Genomic DNA, 20,501 nt, shown 5'->3' on the forward strand with positions numbered 1-20,501 from the left:
TGTCAGCGACCTCCCCGCACGCCCACGATGGGGACGTTCCAGCTTGCTCCGTTGTCCATCGTCACCCGGCCGAAGCCGCCGGACAGCTCCACGTTGTCCAGCCAGCCCCAGGAGAACCGGGCCGCCAGCGCGCCGCCGTAGTACACCGACGAGTCACTCATCCCCGACGAGCCGACGGTGTGCCACGCGAAGAAGGGGATGAAGCCCAGCGACACGTCCTTCTCCGGCTGGAAGGTGAAGGCGCAGGACGCTTCCGCGCCGAACATGTTGCCAGGCCCGCCTCGCGGGTTGCCGATGCCGAAGTCCGACGCCCCGCGCAGCGCCAGCGCGGGGGCCAGGCCCAGCCGCTCCGAGCCCACGTAGTACGACGTGCCCGCGTACAGCCCGTAGCCGGGAATGGGCAGCGGCAGGAAGAACTCGCCCTGCAGGCCGGTGTGCAGGTGCAGCCGCTCGGTGAGCGGCCACGTCATGGCCGCGTCGAACGCCATGCCCCACTGCTGCGTGGAGAAGCTGGCGTCGTCCCCCCGGAACCGGTCCCCCGGGGAGAGGTTGGGCTGCGAGCCGGCGATGGGCGCGGAGAGCCGCGGCCCCGTGCGCACGCCCAGCTGCCCGAGCCGCTTGCTCGGGTCCCCTGGCCCCAGGCGCATCACCATGGGGCCCATGGCCGTGGGGGCGCACCCCGCCAGCACCGCGAGCGCGGTGGCCACGACGAACAAGGACCTCGGACAGCAGCGGTGCATGGCGGTCTCCAGGGCTCGGGGCTCGGGCTCAGGCGGTGATGCCGGGAATCTTCACGCCGCGCTCTTTCGCCACCTCGATGGCCTCGGGGTAGCCCGCGTCCGCGTGACGAATCACGCCCATGCCGGGGTCGCTCGTCAGCACGCGCTCGATGCGGCGCGCGGCCTCCGGCGTGCCGTCCGCGACGATGACCTGGCCGGCGTGCAGCGAGTAGCCCATGCCCACGCCGCCGCCGTGGTGGAAGGACACCCACGACGCGCCGTTCACCGCGTTCACCAGCGCGTTGAGGATGGGCCAGTCCGCCACCGCGTCCGTGCCGTCCTTCATCGCCTCCGTCTCGCGGTTGGGCGACGCCACCGAGCCGCAGTCCAGGTGATCGCGGCCGATGACGATGGGCGCCTTCACCTCGCCCTTGCGCACCAGCTCGTTGAAGGCGAGGCCCGCCTTCGCGCGCTCGCCGTAGCCCAGCCAGCAGATGCGCGCCGGCAGGCCCTGGAACGCGATGCGGTCGCCCGCCATGTTCAGCCAGCGCTGCAGCGACGCCTTCTGGGGGAACAGCTCGCGCACCACCTGGTCCGTGCGGCGGATGTCCGCCGGGTCTCCCGACAGCGCCACCCAGCGGAACGGGCCCATACCCTCGCAGAACAGCGGGCGGATGTACGCGGGCACGAAGCCGGGGAACTCGAAGGCGTTCTCCATGCCGCCCAGCTGCGCCTGGCCGCGCAGGTTGTTGCCGTAGTCGAACACGTGGCTGCCGGCGCGCTGGAAGTCGTTCATCGCCTCCACGTGCATGATCATCGACTCGCGCGCGCGGCGGACGTAGCCCTCCGGGTCTCGCCGGCGCAGCTCGGCGGCGGCCTCCAGCGACAGGTCCGTGGGGATGTAGCCGTTGAGCGGGTCATGCGCGCTCGTCTGGTCCGTGACGAGGTCCGGCTTGATTCCGCGGCGGTACAGCTCGCGGAACACCGAGGCCGCGTTGCCGATGATGGCGATGGAGCGGCCCACGCGCTTCTGCTGGGCCTCCTTCGCCATCGCGAGCGCCTCATCGATGTCCTTGGCGATGACGTCCAGGTAGCGCGTCTCCACGCGGCGCTGCGCGCGGGCGCGGTCGATTTCGACGCCGAGGAACACGGCGTTGTTCATGGTCGCGGCCAGCGGCTGCGCGCCGCCCATGCCGCCCAGACCGCCGGAGAGCACGAGGCGGCCGGCCAGGTCCTCGCTGCCGAAGTGGAAGCGGCCGGCGGCGGCGAACGTCTCGTAGGTGCCCTGGAGGATGCCCTGCGTGCCGATGTAGATCCACGAGCCCGCGGTCATCTGGCCGTACATCATCAGGCCCTTCTTCTCCAGCTCGTGGAAGTGCTCCCAGTTGGCCCACCGGCCCACGAGGTTGGAGTTGGCGATGAGCACGCGGGGCGCGTCCGGGTGCGTGCGGAAGATGCCCACCGGCTTGCCGGACTGGACGAGCAGCGTCTCCTCGTCGGTGAGGCTCTGGAGGCTGGAGACGATGCGGTCGAAGGACGGCCAGTCACGGGCGGCCTTGCCGGTGCCGCCGTAGACGACGAGGTCCTGGGGCGCCTCGGCGACGTCCGGGTCGAGGTTGTTCATCAACATCCGGAGCGCGGCTTCCTGGACCCAGCCCTTGCAGGAGAGGGTGGTACCACGGGCGGCGCGGATGACGCGGGACATGAACAGACTCCTGGAAACAGGCTGACGGAAAGGCCCGGCACACTACCCGAACCCGTGCGGCGGCGGCACAGCGCGATGAGGCCTGCCACGCCGCGTCGTCCACCCGACGTCCCGTCCCAGGAGCCCCCCGGCCCCGGGGTGGCCCGGGACCGGGTGGGGCGCCGCTGCTCAGGAGTGCAGCGGGCGCTGGGTGTCGCCCTCGGAGACGCGCACCCGGTTGAACACGTCGTGTACACCACGCACCGCCACGACGAGGTCCTCGATATTGCGCCGCTCCTGGCGGCTCTTCACGGTGCCGGTCAGCGTCACCTCGCCGTCCTTCACCTGGACGTCCACGTCGCTGGCGTCATAGGGGCTGTCCATGAGCCGCTCGCACACGTCCTCGCGGATGCGCTCGTCCGAGCGCACGTACCCGCGCGGCGCCTTGCCCAGCCCGCGAGGCCGGTCCAGGCCGAGCCCCCGGGCGCCCGTGTCCAGGCCCTCGCCGCGCTCGACGTCTCCGCTCGCGTCGAGCAACCGGTCATAGCTGCGGTGCTGGTAGCCCTCCTCGTAGCTGGAAGGCCCCCAGCCGCCCTGGTTGTAGCCGCGCTGGGCGCCGCCCAGCCCGTAGCCGCCACCGGGCCGCGGGCCTCGCACGCTTCGCGCGTCGCGGTCGCTGGGGCCGCGCCAGGAGTGCCCGTCCCGGGCCTGGTCGTTCCAGTTCCAGGTCCCGGGTTCATCTTCATGTCGATGGTTCGCCATGGTCGTGTCCTCCGCTCCGTCACGAGTGCAGCGTGCGGTCATCCCCGGTGTCGGCCCCGGGCTGCGACACCGGCTCCTGGCTGCTGGGTCGGTGCTGGGCGGCCTCGGCGCGGTTGATGCGGATGTTGTTGGTGACGTTCTTCACCCCGAGCACCTCCTCGGCGAGGTCCTCGATGGCGCGCTTCTCGTCGCGGCCGCGCACCGTGCCGGACAGCGTCACGTCGCCGTCCTTCACCATCACCTCCACGTCCTCCGCGTTCATCCAGCCCTGCATCAGCCGGTCGCAGATGTCCGCGCGGATGCGGTCGTCCCCGCGCTGGTAGCTCCTGGGGCCACGCCCCGGCGACACGGGCCGCGTGGGAGTCTCCAGCCGCGTCGGCGTGGCGGAGCGGTACGTGCCGCCCAGGTAGCCGCCGTGGCCCATCTCGTGGTCGTCACGGCGCGACGGGCTGGTGCCGTAGCCCACGCGGGGCGGCGCCATGTTCTCCACACCCGGGCCATGGCCTCCGGGCACACTGCCGCCGAAGCGCGTGTCGTCCTCGGCGGTGCGGCCGGCCCCGCGCACGTCGCGGCCCCCGCGGTAGCCCGTGTCCTCGTCGGGCACCCGGCCGGTGCCGCCGCGCACGCCGCGCTCGCTGAAGCTGAAGTCACGGCCCACGGGGCGCCGCGGGTCCCCCCGCGTCTCCGTGCTGGGGCCACGGGTGCCGAAGCCGTAGCGTCCACGGTCCTGGCCGCCCCGGCCCGCGTCGCCGCCGTAGCGTTGAGAGTCGCGGCCGCCGCCCTGCTGGTAGTCCGCGCCCTCTCCCAGCGCGTACTGGCCATGGCCCCACCGGTCCGTGTCGTACGGGAGGCTCGAGGGCCGGGACCGGTCGCCATAGCGGCGCGGACGCTCACGCTCCTCGCGAATCTCCTCCTGGAAGGAACGGAACGAGCCGCTCGGGCTGTAGCCGGGCTGGCGCGAGATTCGCTCCGGGTCCAGGTCGCGAGCGCGGCGGTCGAGCTCGCGGTCGCGGTTGAAGTCGCGGCCGGGCTCGCGCGCGCGGTCCATGTCCCTGGCCGCGCGGCCGAAGTCCCGGTCCATCTCGTAGTCTCGCGGGTCGCGGTCGCTTCCGAGTGTGCGGTAGCTCCGGTCGCGATCGAAGTCGCGCGAGGGGCGCTCGTAGTCGATGTCCTCGTCCCAGTCCCCCTGGGCCGCGGTCCGGTCCTCTCCCCGTCCATAGTTCGGCAGCTCCCGGCCGCGCTGGTTCTTGCGCAGGTTCTCGTCCGCGCCTCGCGCGTCGCGGTCCCCCCACGCCAGCCGCTCGGGGCCGCGCTCGTAGCCGTGCTCGTCCCAGTCGCGGCCCGTGTCGCCACGCCTGCCCGCCTGGTACTCCGCCTGCTCGCCCCTGCGCAGCTCGTCGTGTCCGGACCGCCAACCGCGGTCGTCATCGCGCCTGCCGTTCATCGCGTCCCTCCTTGCGTGTCTCGTTCGCCTTGGCTTCGACTCCAGAGGTTTTTGACCCTGAGTGGTCCCGGCAACGCGCCCCTGCCACGCCCGCCGCCCCGACAGGCTCGGCGCGGCCTGGAATGAAGAGGGCGGGACCGACTGAACCCGGGGAGGGGGGCTTCCTCACCGACAGTCTCGATGCAGCGCGTCGTCCGACCCGACAAGCGCGTCCAGCGCTCGCGAGCCGCCCGGAAAGGTAGAGTTCCGCTCGCGCGGCCAGGCATCCGGCCGCATGCCTCCTGGAGGGCGGGACATGGCTGACGGACACGCGGACGAACAGCAGGCACGGGACGCACTGGCGACGGTGCGCGCTTCCGTACCGCCGAGCGCCCAGCCGCCCGAGGAGCCGCATCCACCGCGCGTGGGCCCGCCCGCCGAGGTGGCCGGTGGCATCCCCGCCGTGGTGTCCTCGATGAAGCACGCCTGGGGCGAGATGGGGCCGGTGCGCGGTACCCAGCTGCTCCTCAAGGTGAACCAGCAGCAGGGCTTCGACTGCCCGGGCTGCGCGTGGCCGGACCCGGGGCACCGCTCGGTGGCCGAGTTCTGTGAGAACGGCGCCAAGGCCGTGGCGGAGGAGGGGACGACGGCGCGCGTGACGCCGGACTTCTTCCGGCAGTGGAGCGTGGCCGACCTGTCCCTCCAGACGGACCACTGGCTGGGCAAGCAGGGCCGCCTCACGCACCCCATGGTGCTGCGCGAGGGCGCCACGCACTACGCGCCCATCTCCTGGGACGAGGCCTTCGCGCTCGTGGCCGAGGAGCTGAACGCGCTCGGCTCACCGGACGACGCGTGCTTCTACACGTCCGGGCGCACGAGCAACGAGGCCGCGTTCCTCTACCAGCTCTTCGTGCGGCAGTTCGGCACCAACAACCTGCCGGACTGCTCCAACATGTGCCACGAGTCCAGCGGCACCGGGCTCTCCGAGACGATTGGCATCGGCAAGGGCACCGTCACGCTGGAGGACTTCAACAAGGCCGACGCCATCTTCGTCATCGGGCAGAACCCGGGCACCAACCACCCGCGCATGCTCTCGTCGCTCCAGGCCGCCGCGCGCCGGGGCTGCGAAATCGTCAGCATCAACCCGCTGCCGGAGACGGGGCTCAACCGCTTCAAGCATCCGCAGGAGGTGCTGCGGCTCATCGGCCCCGGCACCGCGCTCAACACCCTGTTCCTCCAGGTCCGCATCAACGGCGACGTCGCCCTGCTGCAGGGGCTGGCCAAGGCGCTGCTGGAGCTGGAGGACGCGCGGCCGGGCACGGTGGTGGCGCGGGCGTTCATCGAGGAGAAGACGCTCGGGTTCGACGCGTGGGCGGCCCACATCCGCGCGGTACGGTGGGAGGACGTGGTGGAGGGCGCCGGCGTTCCGCGCGAGCAGATTGTCGCGGGCGCTGAGATTCTCGCGCGCTCCGAGCGCACCATCTTCTGCTGGGCCATGGGACTCACCCAGCACCGGAACGCGGTGTCCAACATCCAGGAGATCGTCAATCTCGCGCTGCTGCGCGGGAGCGTGGGCAAGCCGGGCGCGGGCCTGTGCCCGGTGCGCGGGCACAGCAACGTGCAGGGCGACCGCACCATGGGCATCTGGGAGCGGCCGAAGCCCGAGTTCCTCGACGCGCTGTCCCGCGAGTTCGGCTTCGAGCCGCCGCGCCACCACGGCATGGACACCGTGGACACCCTTCGCGCCATGCACGACGGGCGCGTGAAGGTGTTCTTCGCGCTCGGGGGCAACTTCCTTTCCGCCACGCCGGACACGGAGTTCACCGCCGAGGCCCTGCGCCGCACGCGGCTCACCGTGCACGTGTCCACCAAGCTCAACCGCGCGCACCTGGTCCACGGGCGCCGGGCGCTCATCCTCCCGTGCCTGGGCCGCACCGAGCGGGACGTGCAGGCCGGTGGGGCGCAGTTCGTCACGGTGGAGAACTCGATGGGCGTCGTCAGCGCGTCACGCGGCGCGGTGAATCCCGCGTCGGAGCACCTGCTCAGCGAGCCGGTCATCGTGGCTCGGCTGGCGGCGGCGGTGCTGGGGGCGCGTTCGAAGGTGCCGTGGACGTGGCTCGTGGAGGACTACGACCGCGTCCGCGACCTCATCTCCCGCGTCATCCCCGGCTTCCAAGACTTCAACCGGCGCGTGCGCGAGCCCGGCGGCTTCTACCTGCCCAACGGTCCTCGCGAGGGCCGGTTCACCACGAAGAGCGGCAAGGCGCACTTCACGGTGCATTCGCTGCCCCGGCTGGAGCTCGGGCCCGGGCAGCTGCTGATGATGACCATTCGCACCCATGACCAGTTCAACACCACCGTGTACGGTCTGGATGATCGCTACCGGGGCATCCGGAACGGGCGGCGGGTGGTGCTGCTGCACCCGGGGGACGTGAAGGAGCTGGGGCTCTCGGAGGGACAGCTGGTGGACCTGACGAGCCACTTCCAGGGTGAGACGCGCGTGGCCCGGCGGTTCCGGGTGGTGCCGTACAACATCCCACGCCGGTGCGCGGCCACGTACTTCCCGGAGGCCAACGTCCTGGTCCCCGTGGACAGCTTCGCGGAGAAGAGCCGTACACCCGCGTCCAAGTCCGTGGTCATTACCGTGTCACCGTCCGTGGATACGCCGGCGCTGACTCCGGGGGCTGTTTCGTGAGAGACCATGCCCCCCATGGGTGAAGTTGGCTGGCCGGAGTCGCTCCGGCCGCTCTACGAAGGCATTTCCGAGACTCCGGCAACGGAGGCGTTGGCCGCGTCCGCGCGGTGGCGTGAGGCGTTCGCGCAGTGGGTGAAGGGCGCGTCGCTGGAAGAGCGCATCCAGGCGGAGCTCGCCGCGTGGGACCGGCTGGACTCCGGCGAGCGGACCGCCGGGGAGCTGCTGTTCCTGCTGTCCTCGTGCGTCGAGCTGCTGTGGCCGTACGCGTCTCCGCCCACCGGGCTGCTGCGGCGGCTGCTGGCGCGGCGGGAGTCCATGCTGGGCGCGCTGGAGGCGACGGGGGACTCGGAGGGCGTGAAGCGGGTGCGGCGTGAGACGGAGGCGGTCATCTCCACCGTGCTCGCGCGCTACCTGAAGCGGCATCCGGAGTCGCTGCTGGCGATGGTGGAGGACACGCCGTGCACGTTCGACGGGCGGGCGCTGCGGTTCGAGGGCGCGGTGGAGGTGGACCTCAAGCAGGCGCTCGGCGCGGGCGCGAAGTCCATCGGCCTGCTGGAGCAGCTCCGGGCGTTGCTGCCCAGGACGCCCGTGGACGGGCGGGACAAGCTGGCGGACTTCATCCGCTCGCAGGCGGCGCGGATTCCGTGGCGTGAGGCGTCGGAGGCGCTGGCGGAGCGGCTGTTCGCGCTCGCGACGTCTCCCGAGGGCCGGAGTGGGATGAGCGGGTTCCTCGCGTGCTACCCGAGTGGTCGGCGAGAACCGGAGTGGTGCGCACGAGCGGGCCTGTTGCTGTCGCGGACGCTGGAGGCGGGTGGCCCGCCCGAGGTGGTGGAGAACCTGTGCGAGCTGCTGGCGCGCTTCGATGCGCCGCCGGTGGATGGACTGCGCGGGGCGCTGGGCGCGCTGGTCGCTGGCGACTTCGAGACCATGGCGGATGTCGGGCCGGTGCGCTTCGTGCTGAACCACTGCCAGGCCACGCTGCGAAAGGGTGAGCCCGGACTGGTGCTGACGCTGCTGTGGCTGGAGGAACGGCTCTTCCGCGCGTCGGTGAAGAAGGGCCTGCCGGACGCGTTCGAGCGGCGCGTGCGGGTGCGCACGAAGCTGCAGCCGTGGGCGTCGGAGTTCCGTTCGCTGTGCTGGCTGGCGGAGGAATGCTCGGAGCTGTGGCCGCGCATCACGGCGAGCACGCGGCCGGGGATGGACGAGCTGGCGGCATGGCGGCAGGAGGTGGCGGCGCGAGTGGGGCGCAAGCCCGTGCTGCGCAAGGCGGCCATCGAGTTCTTCCTGTGGTGCGCGCCGGATGCGGCGGCGTCCGAGGCGGAGCTCACAGTGCTGTCGTTGGTGCGCACGGCGACGGACCGGCGGCAGGTGCGACGGTTGAAGGAGCACCCGTCCTCGCGAGTGCGTTTCCGCGTGCGGACGTTGCAGGCGTGGCTGCAGGGGAGCGGGAAGAGTGGGGCGGCACCCGCGGTGGAGCCGACGGGGAGTTCGGGGCCGGCCACGGTGACGGAGGCGCTGCGGCACCTGCACGTGACGCGGGCCGTGCCGCTGGGCGGACGGACGTGGCTGCGGGACCGTGACTTGGAGGAACTGCTGCTCGGGGCCGTGGGGCGCGTGGAGGCGGAGTTCGCCACGCGCTACCCGGAGCGATTCCGCGAGGACACGGCGGAGCTGGTCGCGGGGCTGCTGGACGGGCTGCGCGTCGAGTTGGAGCGCGTGCAGTCGGACATGTCCGCGCTGCTGGCGCCGGGACAGTCGGCGCCGCTGGAGATTGGCTTCACGGTGCGGCGGGTCCCGCCAGGGAGCGAAGAGGAGGGCGAGCCCGAGCCGCAGGGGGAGCTGTTCGCGCCCGAGGCGGTGACGGTGGAGAAGGAGACCGGGATTGCTGCTTCCGACATCCGCCCGGCGTCTTCCTCCGTCGATGCTTCCAACATCGACCTCGCGGCGGCCTCCATTCCCTCGGACGCCCCGGTCGATTCGGCAGGCGCGGACGCGGCGGTCGTGGAGCCCGAGACCGTGGCCTTGGACTTCGGCCAGGAGTCGTCCGAGTCGAGAGATGCCGCGCGCCCACAGTCCACGTCGGGTGCGGTGCTCACCGAGGTTGAGACGGGTGTCATTGATTCAGACACCGTCGAGCCGTCCGCAGGGGGTGCTGCGGCTGTGGCGCCTGAATCCGATGCCGCTGCTTCGGTTGTCGGTCCGACCACCTCCGAACCCTTGGAGGCCGCTGCGGTTGCTGTAGCGCCTGGGACCGACGCCGCTGGTGCGGACCTCGGCCCGACTTCCTCCGGACCATTGAACGTCGCTGTCGAGCCATCTGACGCGGGCACGCTGGCTGGAGCCCCTGAGCCCCAGGCCGCGGCTTCGGTCACAGACTCGACTTCCTCCGAGACCCTGAACGTCTCTGTCGAACCGTCTAGCTCGGACGCGGTGGCTGTAGCGCCTGAGACCGAGGCCACCGCTTCGGCCTTCGGCCCGGCGCCCTCTGAACCCCAGAGCACCTCTGTCGAGCCGTCCACTGCGGACGCGGCGGCCATCGCGCCTGAGACCGAGGTCGCGGCTTTGGCCATCGACCCGACCTCCTCGGAGCGGGTAACGGGCTCTGTCGAACCGGCTGATTTGGGTGCGATGGCCGGAGAGCCTGAGACCGAGGTTGCTGCTTCGGCCATCGACCCGCCTTCCTCCGCGCTGGTGGACGCCGTGGTCGCGTCGCCCTCCTCGGGAGTGGCCGACGTGGCGCCTGAGGCTGACGACACTGCTTCGCACATCGCCCTGGATTCCTCCGAGCCGATGGCCGACGCGGTCGAGCCGGCCGCCTCGGACACCGTGGTCCCCGACTCTCAGCCGACGGAAGTCGTCGCTCCGGAACCCGGCCCGGTGTCCGCCGTGCCGTTGGAAGTCACCGTCATGGCCAGTGCCGATCCGGCGATGGCTCCGCCACTGCCCGACGACCTGACAGCATCCGACTCAGGGGAGCTGAAGGTGCGCCCCCCATCCGCGCCCATGGAAGTGCGCGCCACGTCGGATGCGGCGCGCCCTGCCTCGACACGACCGCTCGGCGTGGAAGTGGCCTTCGTCCTCACGGTGGACGTGGACGGCTTCATGCGCACGGAGCGTGCCGCGCTCGCGCGGGTGGTGAAGCTGGAGCAGCGTGGGGAAGGGCAGTGGATGCCGACGTTCCGGCTCGCGCGCGAGCCCCTGGATGCACTGCTGCTGCGCAGCGAGGCCGCGTTCTGCCTCTTCCTCGCGCCGCCCATTCCCAGACCCGAGTGCTGGATGGTACCGGCCCGCGTGGCCCGCGGCCTCATGGAGACGCAGCGCTCGTTGTCCGGAGTGCCTCGCGAGGGCGTGCAGCGCGTGGCCCGCTCCCTGTCCCAGTGGCTCGTGGGCGAGCTGGTGGGACTGTGGACGGGCGACGAGCGGCCCGAGCTCCTGGAGCAACTGCGAGCAGGGAAGGGCGGCCCCGAGTTCATCGTGGAGCTTCGCCTCGTCGGACGAACGTCCCGGCACTGACCGCCGAGAGGAGCACCATGGAGAACGCGTTCCGGGGTGTCGTGCACAGCGGCTGCTTCATCGACGAGCGCAACCTGGCCCTCGTCGTCAGCCACCCGCACCCCGACAATGACCACGGGGGCGGCCCCGGTCCCGTCGAGGACTGGCGCGAGCCCTACGACTTCGACGCGTACGCCGCCCTCGTCGACCCCGACTTCGACCCTGACGATGCCCGCTTCGAGGTCGATGAGTTCCGCCACGTGGCGCTGTGCACGGCGGGCAAATGGACGCTGGAGGAGCTTCCCGGCTCGGGGACCCTCGAGGCGTTGCGCCGCCTGGAGTCGAATCAATACGGCGCGCTGCTCTCGTACGGAGGCTCGGCCTTCTTCGCGGCTTTTCGCGCGAGCGACAGCGGACGCTGGGATGCCCTCGAACACGTAGGCCTGCCCGCGAGCCTCATCGAGAAGCGCGCGTGCTTCAGCGACGCGGACGTCGTGCTGGCGGGAAGTCGGGCGTATGACCTCGACTCGCCGTCCGAGGTGGGCCTGCTCGTGCGAGGCGATGGCGTCATGACCTGGACGCAGTCCTTCGGACAGGTCCCGGGTCGGGTGCTCGCGCTGGACAGCTGCCTCGCGGAGGACGGGACGCGGGTCCTCTACGCGGGAGGCCGCGGCCTCTGGATGTACTCAGCGGGCCAATGGCATGACATCCATCCGTCCCTGAGCGGCGAGGTGGCGTTCCTCCGCTGCTTCCCGACGGGCGAGGTCGTCGCCGGCACGACGCGGGGGGACGTCATCGCGGGAACGGGAGCGGCCTGCCGCGTCGTCGCGCGCGTCGGCCCCATCCACTCCGCCGAGCGGTGGGGCGGTCATCTCTACGTCGCGGATTCGGAGCGGGTCTACCGGCTGGGAGAATCCGGCTTCGAGCGTTGCGCCATTCCCGCGATGGACTCCGTCGGCAACCTGCCCTCGGTGGGCAGGCTGTCCGTGGGGGCGGGCCGCCTCTGGCTGGCCGGCAGTCACGTTCTCGCGTCGAGCGCGGACGGGCGCGCCTGGACGACGCACCCGGTGCGCTGACGCGGGTCAGCCTCTCAGGGCCGGAACTCCCAGTGCCACGGCTCGGACGGCACGGTGCGCGCGAAGCCGTAGTTCTTCGCATTCGCCGCGAGCCACCGGTACGTCGACGTGCCCGTGCCACCCACGTTGATGTCCACCGCGATGCCGCCCTGGTGGTTGGAGTAGCCCGGCTTCGCCGCGAGGTTGCCCGTGCCGTTCTGGTACGCGCGGTACAGCGCCTGCTGCTCCGCCATGGAGCGGAAGCCGCTGTTCACCTTCAGGTTGATGCCCGCGGCCCTCGCCGCCGCGTGCATGCGGTTGAAGGCCGCCGCCGCGTCCGAGCGCATCTCCTTCCCGTTCGGAATGGGCGACAGCGAAATCTGCCGGGGCGAGCCATTCACGTAGCCGGTGACGACCCGTCCACCGCCCGACGGACCGCCGGTGGTCACGTTCCCCGACACCTTGATGCCGAGCTTGTCCCACGTCTTCGGCCCGACGATGCCATCGGCCGTCAGGCCCCGCGACTTCTGGAAGGCCTTCACCGCCGCTTCCGTCTTCGGACCGAACGAGCCATCCGCCGTCCCGGAGTTGAAGCCCAGGGTGTTGAGCCGCTGCTGCAGCGCGCGCACCGGCTCGCCCTTGGCACCCGGACGCAGCGTGGGGCCCGAGCCACCGGAAGAGCCCGCGGAGTTGAGCGCCGCCCACGTCTTCGGCCCCACGATGCCGTCGGCCGTCAGCCCACGGGCCCGCTGGAAGGCCTTCACCGCGGCCTCGGTCTTCGGACCGAACGCACCGTCCGACGCACCCGGATTGAAGCCCGCGGCCTTCAGCTTGTTCTGCAGCGTCACCACGGAGGCACCCTTCGAGCCTTCACGCAGCGTGGGGGAAGACGCGGCGGCCGGCTGACGGAGGGCAGAGGGGGCGGTTCGAGCGATGGCGACCATGGGGGGGATGGTCCTTTCCTTGAAAGTGAGAATCGCCCCCAATTTTCCGACGCGCCGCGAGAAAGTTTCCTCACGGCGCGTCGTTTTCGCGTTTTCAGGCCCGCTCCACCCGCAGCCGCGCCGGCAGTCCGTTGAGGCTGAATTCCTCCTCCTTGCCGGTGAGGCCCTCGGGGCCGACGTGGATTTCGGAGGCCAGCGTCTCGCGGGAGATGAGCTCGCGGGACTCCTCCGTCACGCGCTTCACGCGGGGGTCGCCGTCCACCCAGACTCGGATGCGGTCCGTGTACCCCAGCTCCATGTCCTTGCGAGCCCCCTGCACGCGGGCCAGCAGCTCGCGCACGAGGCCCTCGTCGATGAGCGCCTCCGTGAGGTTCGTGTTCAGCACCACCACGCCCACGCCCGCGCCGGCCGCCGCGTAGCCGGGAGTGGCCTCCACCAGCGTCTCCAGCTCCTCGGCGGGGAAGACCATGTCCTCACCGGCCACGTTCATGGCCACCCGGCCCGTGCGCAGCAGCTCGCCGTGCAGCGCGCGGCCATCCGCCGAGTCGAACGCCTTGCGCACCGGCGCCAGCTTGGGCCCGAGCCGGCTGCCCACCGCGCGCAGATTCGGACGCACGCGGTAGCGCACCACCTCGGCCTCCTTGCTGCCCGGCTCCACGAAGTGCACCTCGTGCACGTTCAGCTCGTCCACGATGAGGTCGCGGTACACCGCCACGCGCTCCGTCAGCTCCTTGCGCGCGAGGATGACGTCCGCGCGCGACAGCGGCTGGCGCACCTTGAGCTTGTTGTCCGTGCGCACCTTCTGGCCCAGCGACACCAGCTCGCGCACCGCGCCCATCTCCGCGGCCAGCCCCTCGTCCATGAGGCTCTCGTCCACCTCCGGGAAGCGCGCCAGGTGCACGCTCTCCGGCTGCGACGTGGGCCACGGCTTGCGCACGAGGTTGCTCCACAGCTCCTCGGCGAAGAAGGGGATGAAGGGCGCGGACAGCGCGGCGATGGTGGTGAGCGCCTCGTACAGCGTGAAGTACGCGTCCTGCTTGTCCTGGTCGAAGCCGGGCGCCCAGTAGCGCGGGCGGCTGCGGCGCACGTACCAGTTGGACAGCGCGTCCACGAGCGCCACCAGCCGCTGGGCCGCGTCGTACACCTGATAGGTGTCCAGCGACTTCGACACCTCGCGCAGCGCGAACTGCACCTCGGAGAGCATCCACCGGTCGAGGACGGAGCGCTCCTTCACCGGGCGCCAGCCCTGGCTGTTGCGCACGGCGAGCCACGGCGCCTCGGAGGCCTCCGGGTTGCCCGCGGCCGGGTTGAAGCCGTCGATGTTCGCGTAGATGGTGAAGAACGAATAGACGTTGCGCAGCTTGATGTGGAAGTCCTTCTGCAGCAGCCGCACGTTCGCCAGCGAGTGACGCGTGTTGGACCACGACGGGCTCGCCGCGAAGAAGAACCAGCGGAACGCATCCGCGCCGGGCGCGCGGGTGGACGGGTCCCTCACCACCACGCGCTCGGAGGGCGCCAGCCGGGGCACCTCCACCGGCATCACGTCCGCGCCGCGCGCCGAGGGCGCCACGCCGAGCGCCTGCAATTCGGCGGGGGCGAGGAGCACGACGCGGCGCTTGAGCTTCTTGTGCACCTTCAGCGTGACGGAGACGACGGTGTCCGGCCGGTCCGGGCGGAAAAGCTGAACCTTCGCGCCCTCCAGCAGGTCCAGGCCTTCCAGGTCCTCGCGGGCGATGAGCGCCACGCCGGGCTCACCGGGCGCACCGGCCTCCGCGGCGGTCAGCACCGCGAAGTCCATGCGCACTTCGTCGAGGATGATCTCCGGCGGGGTGTAGTTGCCCTTGGACTTGGACTCCTTCTTGCCGTCCTTGTCCGAGACGTGGCCGAGCACGATGCAGTTCTTGTACGGCCTCGGCCAGCCACGCGTGGGCGTCAGGCCCATGCGCTGCTGCGTCTCCTCGTCGAAGACGAGCGTGCTGACCATCAGCAGCGAGTAGAACCAGCCGCGCGTCTGGTCGATGGCCTCGGAGATGAAGTCCGCGGGGAAGGTGCGGTTGAAGATCTCCTTCGAGCCCGGCGCGTGCGGGAAGCCCCACTGCGCGAAGGGCATGCAGCCCGAGTCGAACCACACGTCCACCACTTCGGGCACGCGCTGGAAGCGGCCGGAGGAACCGGGCTTCTGGTACGTCACCTTGTCGATCCACGGTTTGTGGACGATGAGGTGCTCGGCGTTGGCCTCGTGCGGCTTGCCGGCGAGGAAGGCCTTCAGCTCGGCCTCCACGGCGGCGAGGTTGTTGCCCGGCTTCTCGCGCAGGGCCTGGAGCGAGGGGACGGCCTCGACCTCGCCCGTCTCGGAGTGCACCCACAGGGGCAGCGGCGTGCCCCAGTAGCGCTCGCGGGACAGGGCCCAGTCCACGTTGTTGGCGAGGAAGTCGCCGAAGCGGCCCTCCTTGATGTGCTCGGGCACCCAGTTGACGGCGCGGTTGTTGGCGATGGCCTGGTCCTTCACCGACGTGGTGCGGATGTACCAGGCGGGCCGGGCGAACTGGATGAGCGGGTCGTTGTCCGCGCGCCAGCAGAAGGGGTACTCGTGCTTGTACTGCTCGGTGATGAGCAGCAGCCCGCGCTCCTTGAGGTTGCGCTGGATGTCCTTGTCCGCGTCCTTCACGAAGCGGCCGGCGACCAGCGGGACTTCCTCCACGAAGGTGCCGTCCGGCTTCACCGCGCAGAAGATTTCCAGCGCGTCCGGGTTGGCGAAGCGCGTGCGGTCCTTGCGGAACGTCTCGTAGTCGTCCTCGCCGAAGGCCGGCGCGGTGTGGACGATGCCGGTGCCGCTGTCGAGCGTGACGAAGTCCGCGCCCACCACGCGCCACGCCATGGCGTCCTGTCCACCGTCCTTGAGCGGCAGCGTCGTGTCACCGGCGCGGCGGAAGTAGACGTCGAAGGGCGGGGTGTAGCGGCGGCCCACCAGCTCGCTGCCCTTCTGCGTGGCCAGGACGGGCAGGTCCTTCTTGAGCTTCTTGGCCAGCTCCTCGCGCAGCGCGGCGGCGAGGATGAGCTTGCGGTCTCCCGCGTCCACCGTGACGTAGTCCACGTTCGGGTTGACGGCCGCGTACATGTTGGACGGCAGCGTCCAGGGCGTCGTGGTCCAGATGAGGAGCGCGGTGTCCGGGGCGTCGCGCAGCGGGAAGGCGACGTAGACGCTCGGGTCGTCCACCGTCTTGTAGCCGAGGCCCACCTCGGCGGCGCTGAGCGCGGTGCCGCCCTGCGGCCACCACCACACCACCTTGTGGCCCTGGTACAGCAGGCCCTTGCGGTACAGCTCGGCCAGGGCCCACCAGACGCTCTCCACGAAGCTGCGGTGGTAGGTGACGTAGGCCGTCTTCAGGTCCACCCAGAAGCCGATGCGCTCGGTGAGGCGCTCCCACTCGGTGGTGTAGCGGAAGACGGACTCGATGCAGCGCTCGGTGAAGGGCTCCACGCCGTAGCGCTCGATTTCGGCCTTGCCGTGGATGCGCAGTTCCTTCTCGACCTCCACTTCCACGGGCAGGCCGTGGGTGTCCCAGCCGGCCTTGCGGGGGACGTAGTGGCCGCGCATCGTCTGGTAGCGCGGGAAGAGGTCCTTGATGACGCGCGTGAGGACGTGGCCGTTGTGGGGCAGGCCGTTCGCGGTGGGCGGGCCCTCGTAGAAGACGAAGCTGGGGGCTTTCTCGCGGCCCTCGAGCGTGCGCTCGAAAATCCGGCGCTCCTTCCAGAAGGCCAGGATGCGGCGCTCGTCCGCGGGGAAGTCGAGTTCGGTGGGGACCGTGGAAAAGAGGGGCTGAGCCATGGCGCGGCGGAAGATAGCACCAGGGCTCGCCCGGGGATTGATTACGCGGCGAGCTCCAGTTCCACCTTCTCCAGGTAGCCCGGAACGTAGGCCTTCCAACCCTTGGACCGGACGCGCTGGCGCAGGGCCTCCAGGGCCTCCGGCTCGCCGTGGACCAGCAGCGTCTGGCGGGGTGGGGCGTCGAAGCCCTCCATCCACCGCATCGTCTCCGTCCAGTCCGCGTGCGCGGAGAAGCCGGACACCGTGCGAATCTCCGCCCCCACCGGCACCATCTGCCCGTGGATGCGAATCTCCTTCTCCCCATCCAACAGCCGCCGCCCTCGCGAGCCCACGGACTGATAACCGACGAACAGTACCGTGTTGCGCGGGTCCGGCAGCCGGTGCTTCAGGTGGTGGAGGATGCGCCCGCCCGTGGCCATGCCGGACGCGGAGATGATGACCGCCGGGCCCTCGTGCATGTTCAGCCGCTTGCTCTCGTTGGGCGAAGTGATGAACCGCGTGCGCCGCGTGGCCAGCGGGGACGCGCCGCGCTCCACCAGCGACTTCATCACCAGGTCGTGCTCCTCGGGGTGCGCGAGGTAGATGGGCGTCGCGTCACACGCCATCGGCGAGTCCACGAACACGTCCACCACGGGGATGCGCTTCTCGTCCTCCAGCTGGCGCAGGTGGTAGAGCAGCTCCTGCGTGCGGCCAATCGCGAAGGCGGGAATCACCACCACGCCGCCGCGCTCGAAGGCGCCGGAGACCGCCTCCTGCAGGGCTTCGATGGGCTTCGTCTCGCGGTGCTGCCGGTCTCCGTAGGTGCTCTCCACCACCAGCGTCGTCGCCGAGGCCACGCTCTGCGGGTCTCTCAGGATGGGCGCCTGGTAGCGGCCGAGGTCACCGCTGAACACCACCCGCTGCCGCGTGCTCTTCAGGTCGAAGACGCACACCGCCGAGCCCAGGATGTGGCCTGCACGGTAGAAGGTGAGGGTGATGCCCGGGAGGATTTCCTTGGGCCGCTCGTAGCCGAAGGTCTCGATGAGGCCGACGGCGCGCTCGGCGTCGGACACCGTGTACAGCGGCAGGGCGGGGCGGTGCTTGGAGAAGCCCTCCTTGTTGGCGTAGCGCGCCTCCTCCTCGTGCAGGTGCGCGGAGTCCGGCAGCAGCAGCGCCGCGAGGTCTCTCGTGCCCGGCGTGGTGTACACGGGGCCGTCGTAGCCGTCGCGCACCACTCTCGGTAGGCCGCCCGTGTGGTCGATGTGAGCGTGCGTCAGCACGATGGCGTCCAGGCTGGAGGGCGGGAGGGGGAGCGGCTGCCAGTTGCGCTGGCGCAGGTCCTTCTGTCCCTGGAACAGACCGCAGTCGACGAGCACCTTCCGGCCATCGTGCTCGAGGAGGAACTTGGAGCCGGTCACCGTGCCGGCGGCACCGAGGAAGTGGAGGGAGGCCATGAGCCGCACTCTAGCGTGATAACGTGTAACGCCCATGAGCAACTCCGAACGACCGCAGGGCGGGGGGCGCCCGACCGTGGGCCCCGAGGACGTTCAGCAGACGCTGCCCACTGGCACGGGAAGGCCCGGGTTCTCCGGCGCCGTCCGCCGCTTCCGCTTCACCGTCCAGGAGGGGCCGCAGCCTGGATTCGTGAAGGACTCGAACGCGGACACCTTCTCCATCGGCTCGCACGCGCTCAATGACCTCGTGCTCGACGAGCCCACCGTGTCGCGCTTCCACTGTGAGGTGAAGATCGACCGGGATGGCGCCCGCGTGAGGGATTTGGACAGCCGCAACGGCACGGTGCTCGACGGGGTCCACGTGCGTGAGGCGTGGCTGCGCGGCGGCAGCGTGCTGCGCCTGGGGCGGGTGAGCGTCCGGTTCGACTTCAGCGCGGAGAGCAACCGGCTCCTCATCTCCGAGCGTGGCACCTTCGGCGACCTGGTGGGCAACGCGGCGGTGACGCGCGCCAGCTTCGCGTTGATGGAGCGCGCGGCGGCGAGCGACGCCACGGTGCTGCTGGAGGGCGAGACGGGCACGGGCAAGAGCCGCGCCGCGCTGGCCATCCACCGCGCCAGTGCTCGCGCCTCCGGGCCGTTCCTCACGGTGGACTGCGGCGCCATCCCCGGCAACCTGCTGGAGAGCGAGCTGTTCGGCCATGAGAAGGGCGCCTTCACCGGCGCGCTCCAGCGCCGCGTGGGTGCCTTCGAGGAGGCGGACGGTGGCACCATCTTCCTGGATGAGATTGGCGAGCTGCCACCGGAGCTGCAGCCCAAGCTCTTGCGCGTGCTGGAGGATCGGGAGATCCGCCGCCTTGGAGCCAACACGTACCAGCCCGTCAACGTGCGCGTCATCGCGGCGACGCACCGGGACTTGCGCGCCGAGGTGAACGCGGGCCGCTTCCGGCCGGACCTGTTCTTCCGGCTCGCTGTGGTGCGCATCCTCATCCCGGCGCTGCGCGAGCGGCCGGAGGACATCCCCCTCATCGCCGAGCGCATCCTCGCGTCGCTCGGCGCGGTGCCCGAGCAGACGGAGGCGCTGCGCACGCCCGAGTTCATCGCCCAGCTCCAACACGCGGCGTGGCCGGGCAACGTGCGCGAGCTGCGCAACCACCTGGAGCGCTGCCTCGTGTTCCAGGACGCGATGCCGCCCCTCTCGGAGGAGGTGAGCCCCCAGGGCGTGCTGCGCGGCATGGTGGATCCGAAGCTGCCCTACGCCGAGGCCCGCCGCCGCGCGCTGGAGGCGTTCGAGCGCGAGTACCTGGACGCGCTGCTGAAGCTCCACGGCGGCAAGGTGTCCCAGGCCGCCACCGCCGCGGACATGGACCGCGTGTACCTGTACCGGCTGCTGCGCAGGCACGGGCTGCGGAGTTGAGGCCCCGCGTCAGAAGCCGCTGAGAACGACCTTGCCCATGGCGCGGCCGCTCTCCAGCAGCGCGTGGGCGCGCTTGAGGTTGGCGGCGTTGATGCGGCCCAGGTTCTCCTTGAGCGTGGTGTGCAGGACTCCGGAGTCCACCAGGTCCGCCACCTCGTTCAGCAGGTGGTGCTGGGCAATCATGTCCGGCGTCTGGAAGCGCGACCGGGTGAACATGAACTCCCAGTGCAGCGAGGCACTCTTCGCCTTCAGCTTGTTGATGGGCAGCGGCTTCGCCGGGTCGTCGATGAGGGCGAGCGCTCCCTGCGGCGCCAGCGCCTCGGCGATGGCATCGAAGTGGTCCTCGGTGTGGGTGAGGCCGAGCACGTACTCCACGCCGCGCGGAGCAATGGCCTTCACCTGCTCCAGCCACGCGCCGCGGTGGTCCACCACGTGGTGCGCGCCCAGCCCACGGACCCAGGTCTGCGTCTCCGGACGCGAGGCGGTGGCAATCACGTTCAGCCCCGTGAGGCGCCGTGCGAGCTGGATGGCGATGGAGCCCACGCCGCCCGCGCCGCCGAGGATGAGCACCGAGCCGGCATCAACGGGCTTGCCCCTGCGGATGCCCAGCCGGTCGAACAGCAGCTCCCACGCGGTGATGCTGGTGAGCGGGAGCGCGGCGGCCTCGGCGAAGCTGAGCGACTTCGGCTTGCGGCCGACGATGCGCTCGTCCACCAGGTGCTGCTCGGAATTGGTGCCGGGCCGGTCCAGCGAGCCGGCGTAGAAGACCTCGTCGCCGGGCTTGAACAGCGTGGCGTCCGGCCCCACCGCGAGCACCGTCCCGGCCGCGTCCCAGCCGAGGACCTTGTCCTGCCCCTTCGGGTCCGCTCCGGCCCGCACCTTCACGTCCACCGGGTTCACGGAGATGGCCTCGACGCGGACCAGCAGGTCCCGGCCCGTGGGCTTTGGCGTGGGCAGCTCCACGTCGATGAGGCTCTGGGCGTGCTCGATGGGGAGGGGCTGCCGGTAGGCGATGGCTTTCATGGCTCTTTCCTCGTCCGGCGCCAGTCGG

At 70.8% G+C, this 20,501-nt stretch carries 12 protein-coding genes; 4 read left to right on the forward strand and 8 right to left on the reverse strand.

What is annotated here, in order from left to right; translation table 11 throughout:
* Positions 1-2: 2 nt before the first annotated feature.
* From HG543_RS06020 to HG543_RS06035, 4 genes are all read right to left on the reverse strand, one after another.
* Positions 3-740: a hypothetical protein gene (locus tag HG543_RS06020; RefSeq protein WP_169343711.1), complete on the reverse strand. Its 738-nt coding sequence runs from the start codon at positions 738-740 to the stop codon at positions 3-5.
* 28 nt (positions 741-768) lie between these two features.
* Positions 769-2,424: a urocanate hydratase gene (gene hutU, locus HG543_RS06025; protein WP_169343712.1), complete on the reverse strand. Its 1,656-nt coding sequence runs from the start codon at positions 2,422-2,424 to the stop codon at positions 769-771.
* A gap of 168 nt (positions 2,425-2,592) precedes the next feature.
* Complete coding sequence (locus HG543_RS06030; protein WP_211193755.1) at positions 2,593-3,165, reverse strand: BON domain-containing protein; 573 nt, start codon at positions 3,163-3,165, stop codon at positions 2,593-2,595.
* 19 nt (positions 3,166-3,184) lie between these two features.
* Entirely contained in the window at positions 3,185-4,609 is a 1,425-nt protein-coding gene (locus tag HG543_RS06035) for a BON domain-containing protein (RefSeq protein WP_169343714.1), read from the reverse strand.
* Positions 4,610-4,904: 295 nt separating this feature from the next.
* Here HG543_RS06035 and HG543_RS06040 point away from each other — a divergent pair, with 295 nt between their 5' ends.
* The 3 genes from HG543_RS06040 to HG543_RS06050 are packed head-to-tail and all read left to right on the forward strand — an operon-like array spanning position 4,905 to position 11,851.
* On the forward strand, positions 4,905-7,283 hold the full coding sequence (locus tag HG543_RS06040) for an FdhF/YdeP family oxidoreductase (protein ID WP_169343715.1): 2,379 nt from the start codon (positions 4,905-4,907) through the stop codon (positions 7,281-7,283).
* Between the two features lie 6 nt (positions 7,284-7,289).
* Complete coding sequence (locus HG543_RS55035; RefSeq protein WP_246356795.1) at positions 7,290-10,796, forward strand: hypothetical protein; 3,507 nt, start codon at positions 7,290-7,292, stop codon at positions 10,794-10,796.
* A gap of 17 nt (positions 10,797-10,813) precedes the next feature.
* On the forward strand, positions 10,814-11,851 hold the full coding sequence (locus HG543_RS06050; protein WP_169343716.1) for a hypothetical protein: 1,038 nt from the start codon (positions 10,814-10,816) through the stop codon (positions 11,849-11,851).
* Positions 11,852-11,865: 14 nt separating this feature from the next.
* Here HG543_RS06050 and HG543_RS56190 read toward each other — a convergent pair whose 3' ends face one another.
* From HG543_RS56190 to HG543_RS06065, 3 genes are all read right to left on the reverse strand, one after another.
* Positions 11,866-12,774, reverse strand: a complete 909-nt coding sequence (locus HG543_RS56190) for a peptidoglycan-binding protein (RefSeq protein WP_169343717.1) — start codon at positions 12,772-12,774, stop codon at positions 11,866-11,868.
* 94 nt (positions 12,775-12,868) lie between these two features.
* Entirely contained in the window at positions 12,869-16,603 is a 3,735-nt protein-coding gene (ileS, locus tag HG543_RS06060) for an isoleucine--tRNA ligase (protein WP_169343718.1), read from the reverse strand.
* A 41-nt stretch (positions 16,604-16,644) separates the two neighbouring features.
* The gene (locus HG543_RS06065) at positions 16,645-18,036 is read right to left on the reverse strand and encodes an MBL fold metallo-hydrolase RNA specificity domain-containing protein (protein WP_169343719.1); all 1,392 of its coding nucleotides are present in this window, start codon (positions 18,034-18,036) and stop codon (positions 16,645-16,647) included.
* Positions 18,037-18,070: 34 nt separating this feature from the next.
* On the opposite strand from HG543_RS06065, the gene HG543_RS06070 reads away from it, so the two are divergent.
* The gene (locus tag HG543_RS06070; protein ID WP_169343720.1) at positions 18,071-19,450 is read left to right on the forward strand and encodes a sigma 54-interacting transcriptional regulator; all 1,380 of its coding nucleotides are present in this window, start codon (positions 18,071-18,073) and stop codon (positions 19,448-19,450) included.
* Positions 19,451-19,459: 9 nt separating this feature from the next.
* Here HG543_RS06070 and HG543_RS06075 read toward each other — a convergent pair whose 3' ends face one another.
* Positions 19,460-20,473: a zinc-binding alcohol dehydrogenase family protein gene (locus tag HG543_RS06075; RefSeq protein ID WP_169343721.1), complete on the reverse strand. Its 1,014-nt coding sequence runs from the start codon at positions 20,471-20,473 to the stop codon at positions 19,460-19,462.
* Between the last annotated feature and the right edge of the window lie 28 nt (positions 20,474-20,501).

The sequence above is a fragment of the Pyxidicoccus fallax genome, assembly GCF_012933655.1.
Classification (GTDB): domain Bacteria; phylum Myxococcota; class Myxococcia; order Myxococcales; family Myxococcaceae; genus Myxococcus; species Myxococcus fallax.

Bases quoted from the DNA above. Each gene is read 5' to 3' on its own strand.
- ileS (WP_169343718.1), bottom strand. From the start codon at position 16,603: ATGGCTCAGCCCCTCTTTTCCACGGTCCCCACCGAACTCGACTTCCCC.
- hutU (WP_169343712.1), bottom strand. From the start codon at position 2,424: ATGTCCCGCGTCATCCGCGCCGCCCGTGGTACCACCCTCTCCTGCAAG.
- HG543_RS06030 (WP_211193755.1), bottom strand. From the start codon at position 3,165: ATGGCGAACCATCGACATGAAGATGAACCCGGGACCTGGAACTGGAAC.
- HG543_RS06075 (WP_169343721.1), bottom strand. From the start codon at position 20,473: ATGAAAGCCATCGCCTACCGGCAGCCCCTCCCCATCGAGCACGCCCAG.
- HG543_RS06050 (WP_169343716.1), top strand. From the start codon at position 10,814: ATGGAGAACGCGTTCCGGGGTGTCGTGCACAGCGGCTGCTTCATCGAC.
- HG543_RS56190 (WP_169343717.1), bottom strand. From the start codon at position 12,774: ATGGTCGCCATCGCTCGAACCGCCCCCTCTGCCCTCCGTCAGCCGGCC.
- HG543_RS06070 (WP_169343720.1), top strand. From the start codon at position 18,071: ATGAGCAACTCCGAACGACCGCAGGGCGGGGGGCGCCCGACCGTGGGC.
- HG543_RS06040 (WP_169343715.1), top strand. From the start codon at position 4,905: ATGGCTGACGGACACGCGGACGAACAGCAGGCACGGGACGCACTGGCG.
- HG543_RS06020 (WP_169343711.1), bottom strand. From the start codon at position 740: ATGCACCGCTGCTGTCCGAGGTCCTTGTTCGTCGTGGCCACCGCGCTC.
- HG543_RS55035 (WP_246356795.1), top strand. From the start codon at position 7,290: ATGCCCCCCATGGGTGAAGTTGGCTGGCCGGAGTCGCTCCGGCCGCTC.
- HG543_RS06035 (WP_169343714.1), bottom strand. From the start codon at position 4,609: ATGAACGGCAGGCGCGATGACGACCGCGGTTGGCGGTCCGGACACGAC.
- HG543_RS06065 (WP_169343719.1), bottom strand. From the start codon at position 18,036: ATGGCCTCCCTCCACTTCCTCGGTGCCGCCGGCACGGTGACCGGCTCC.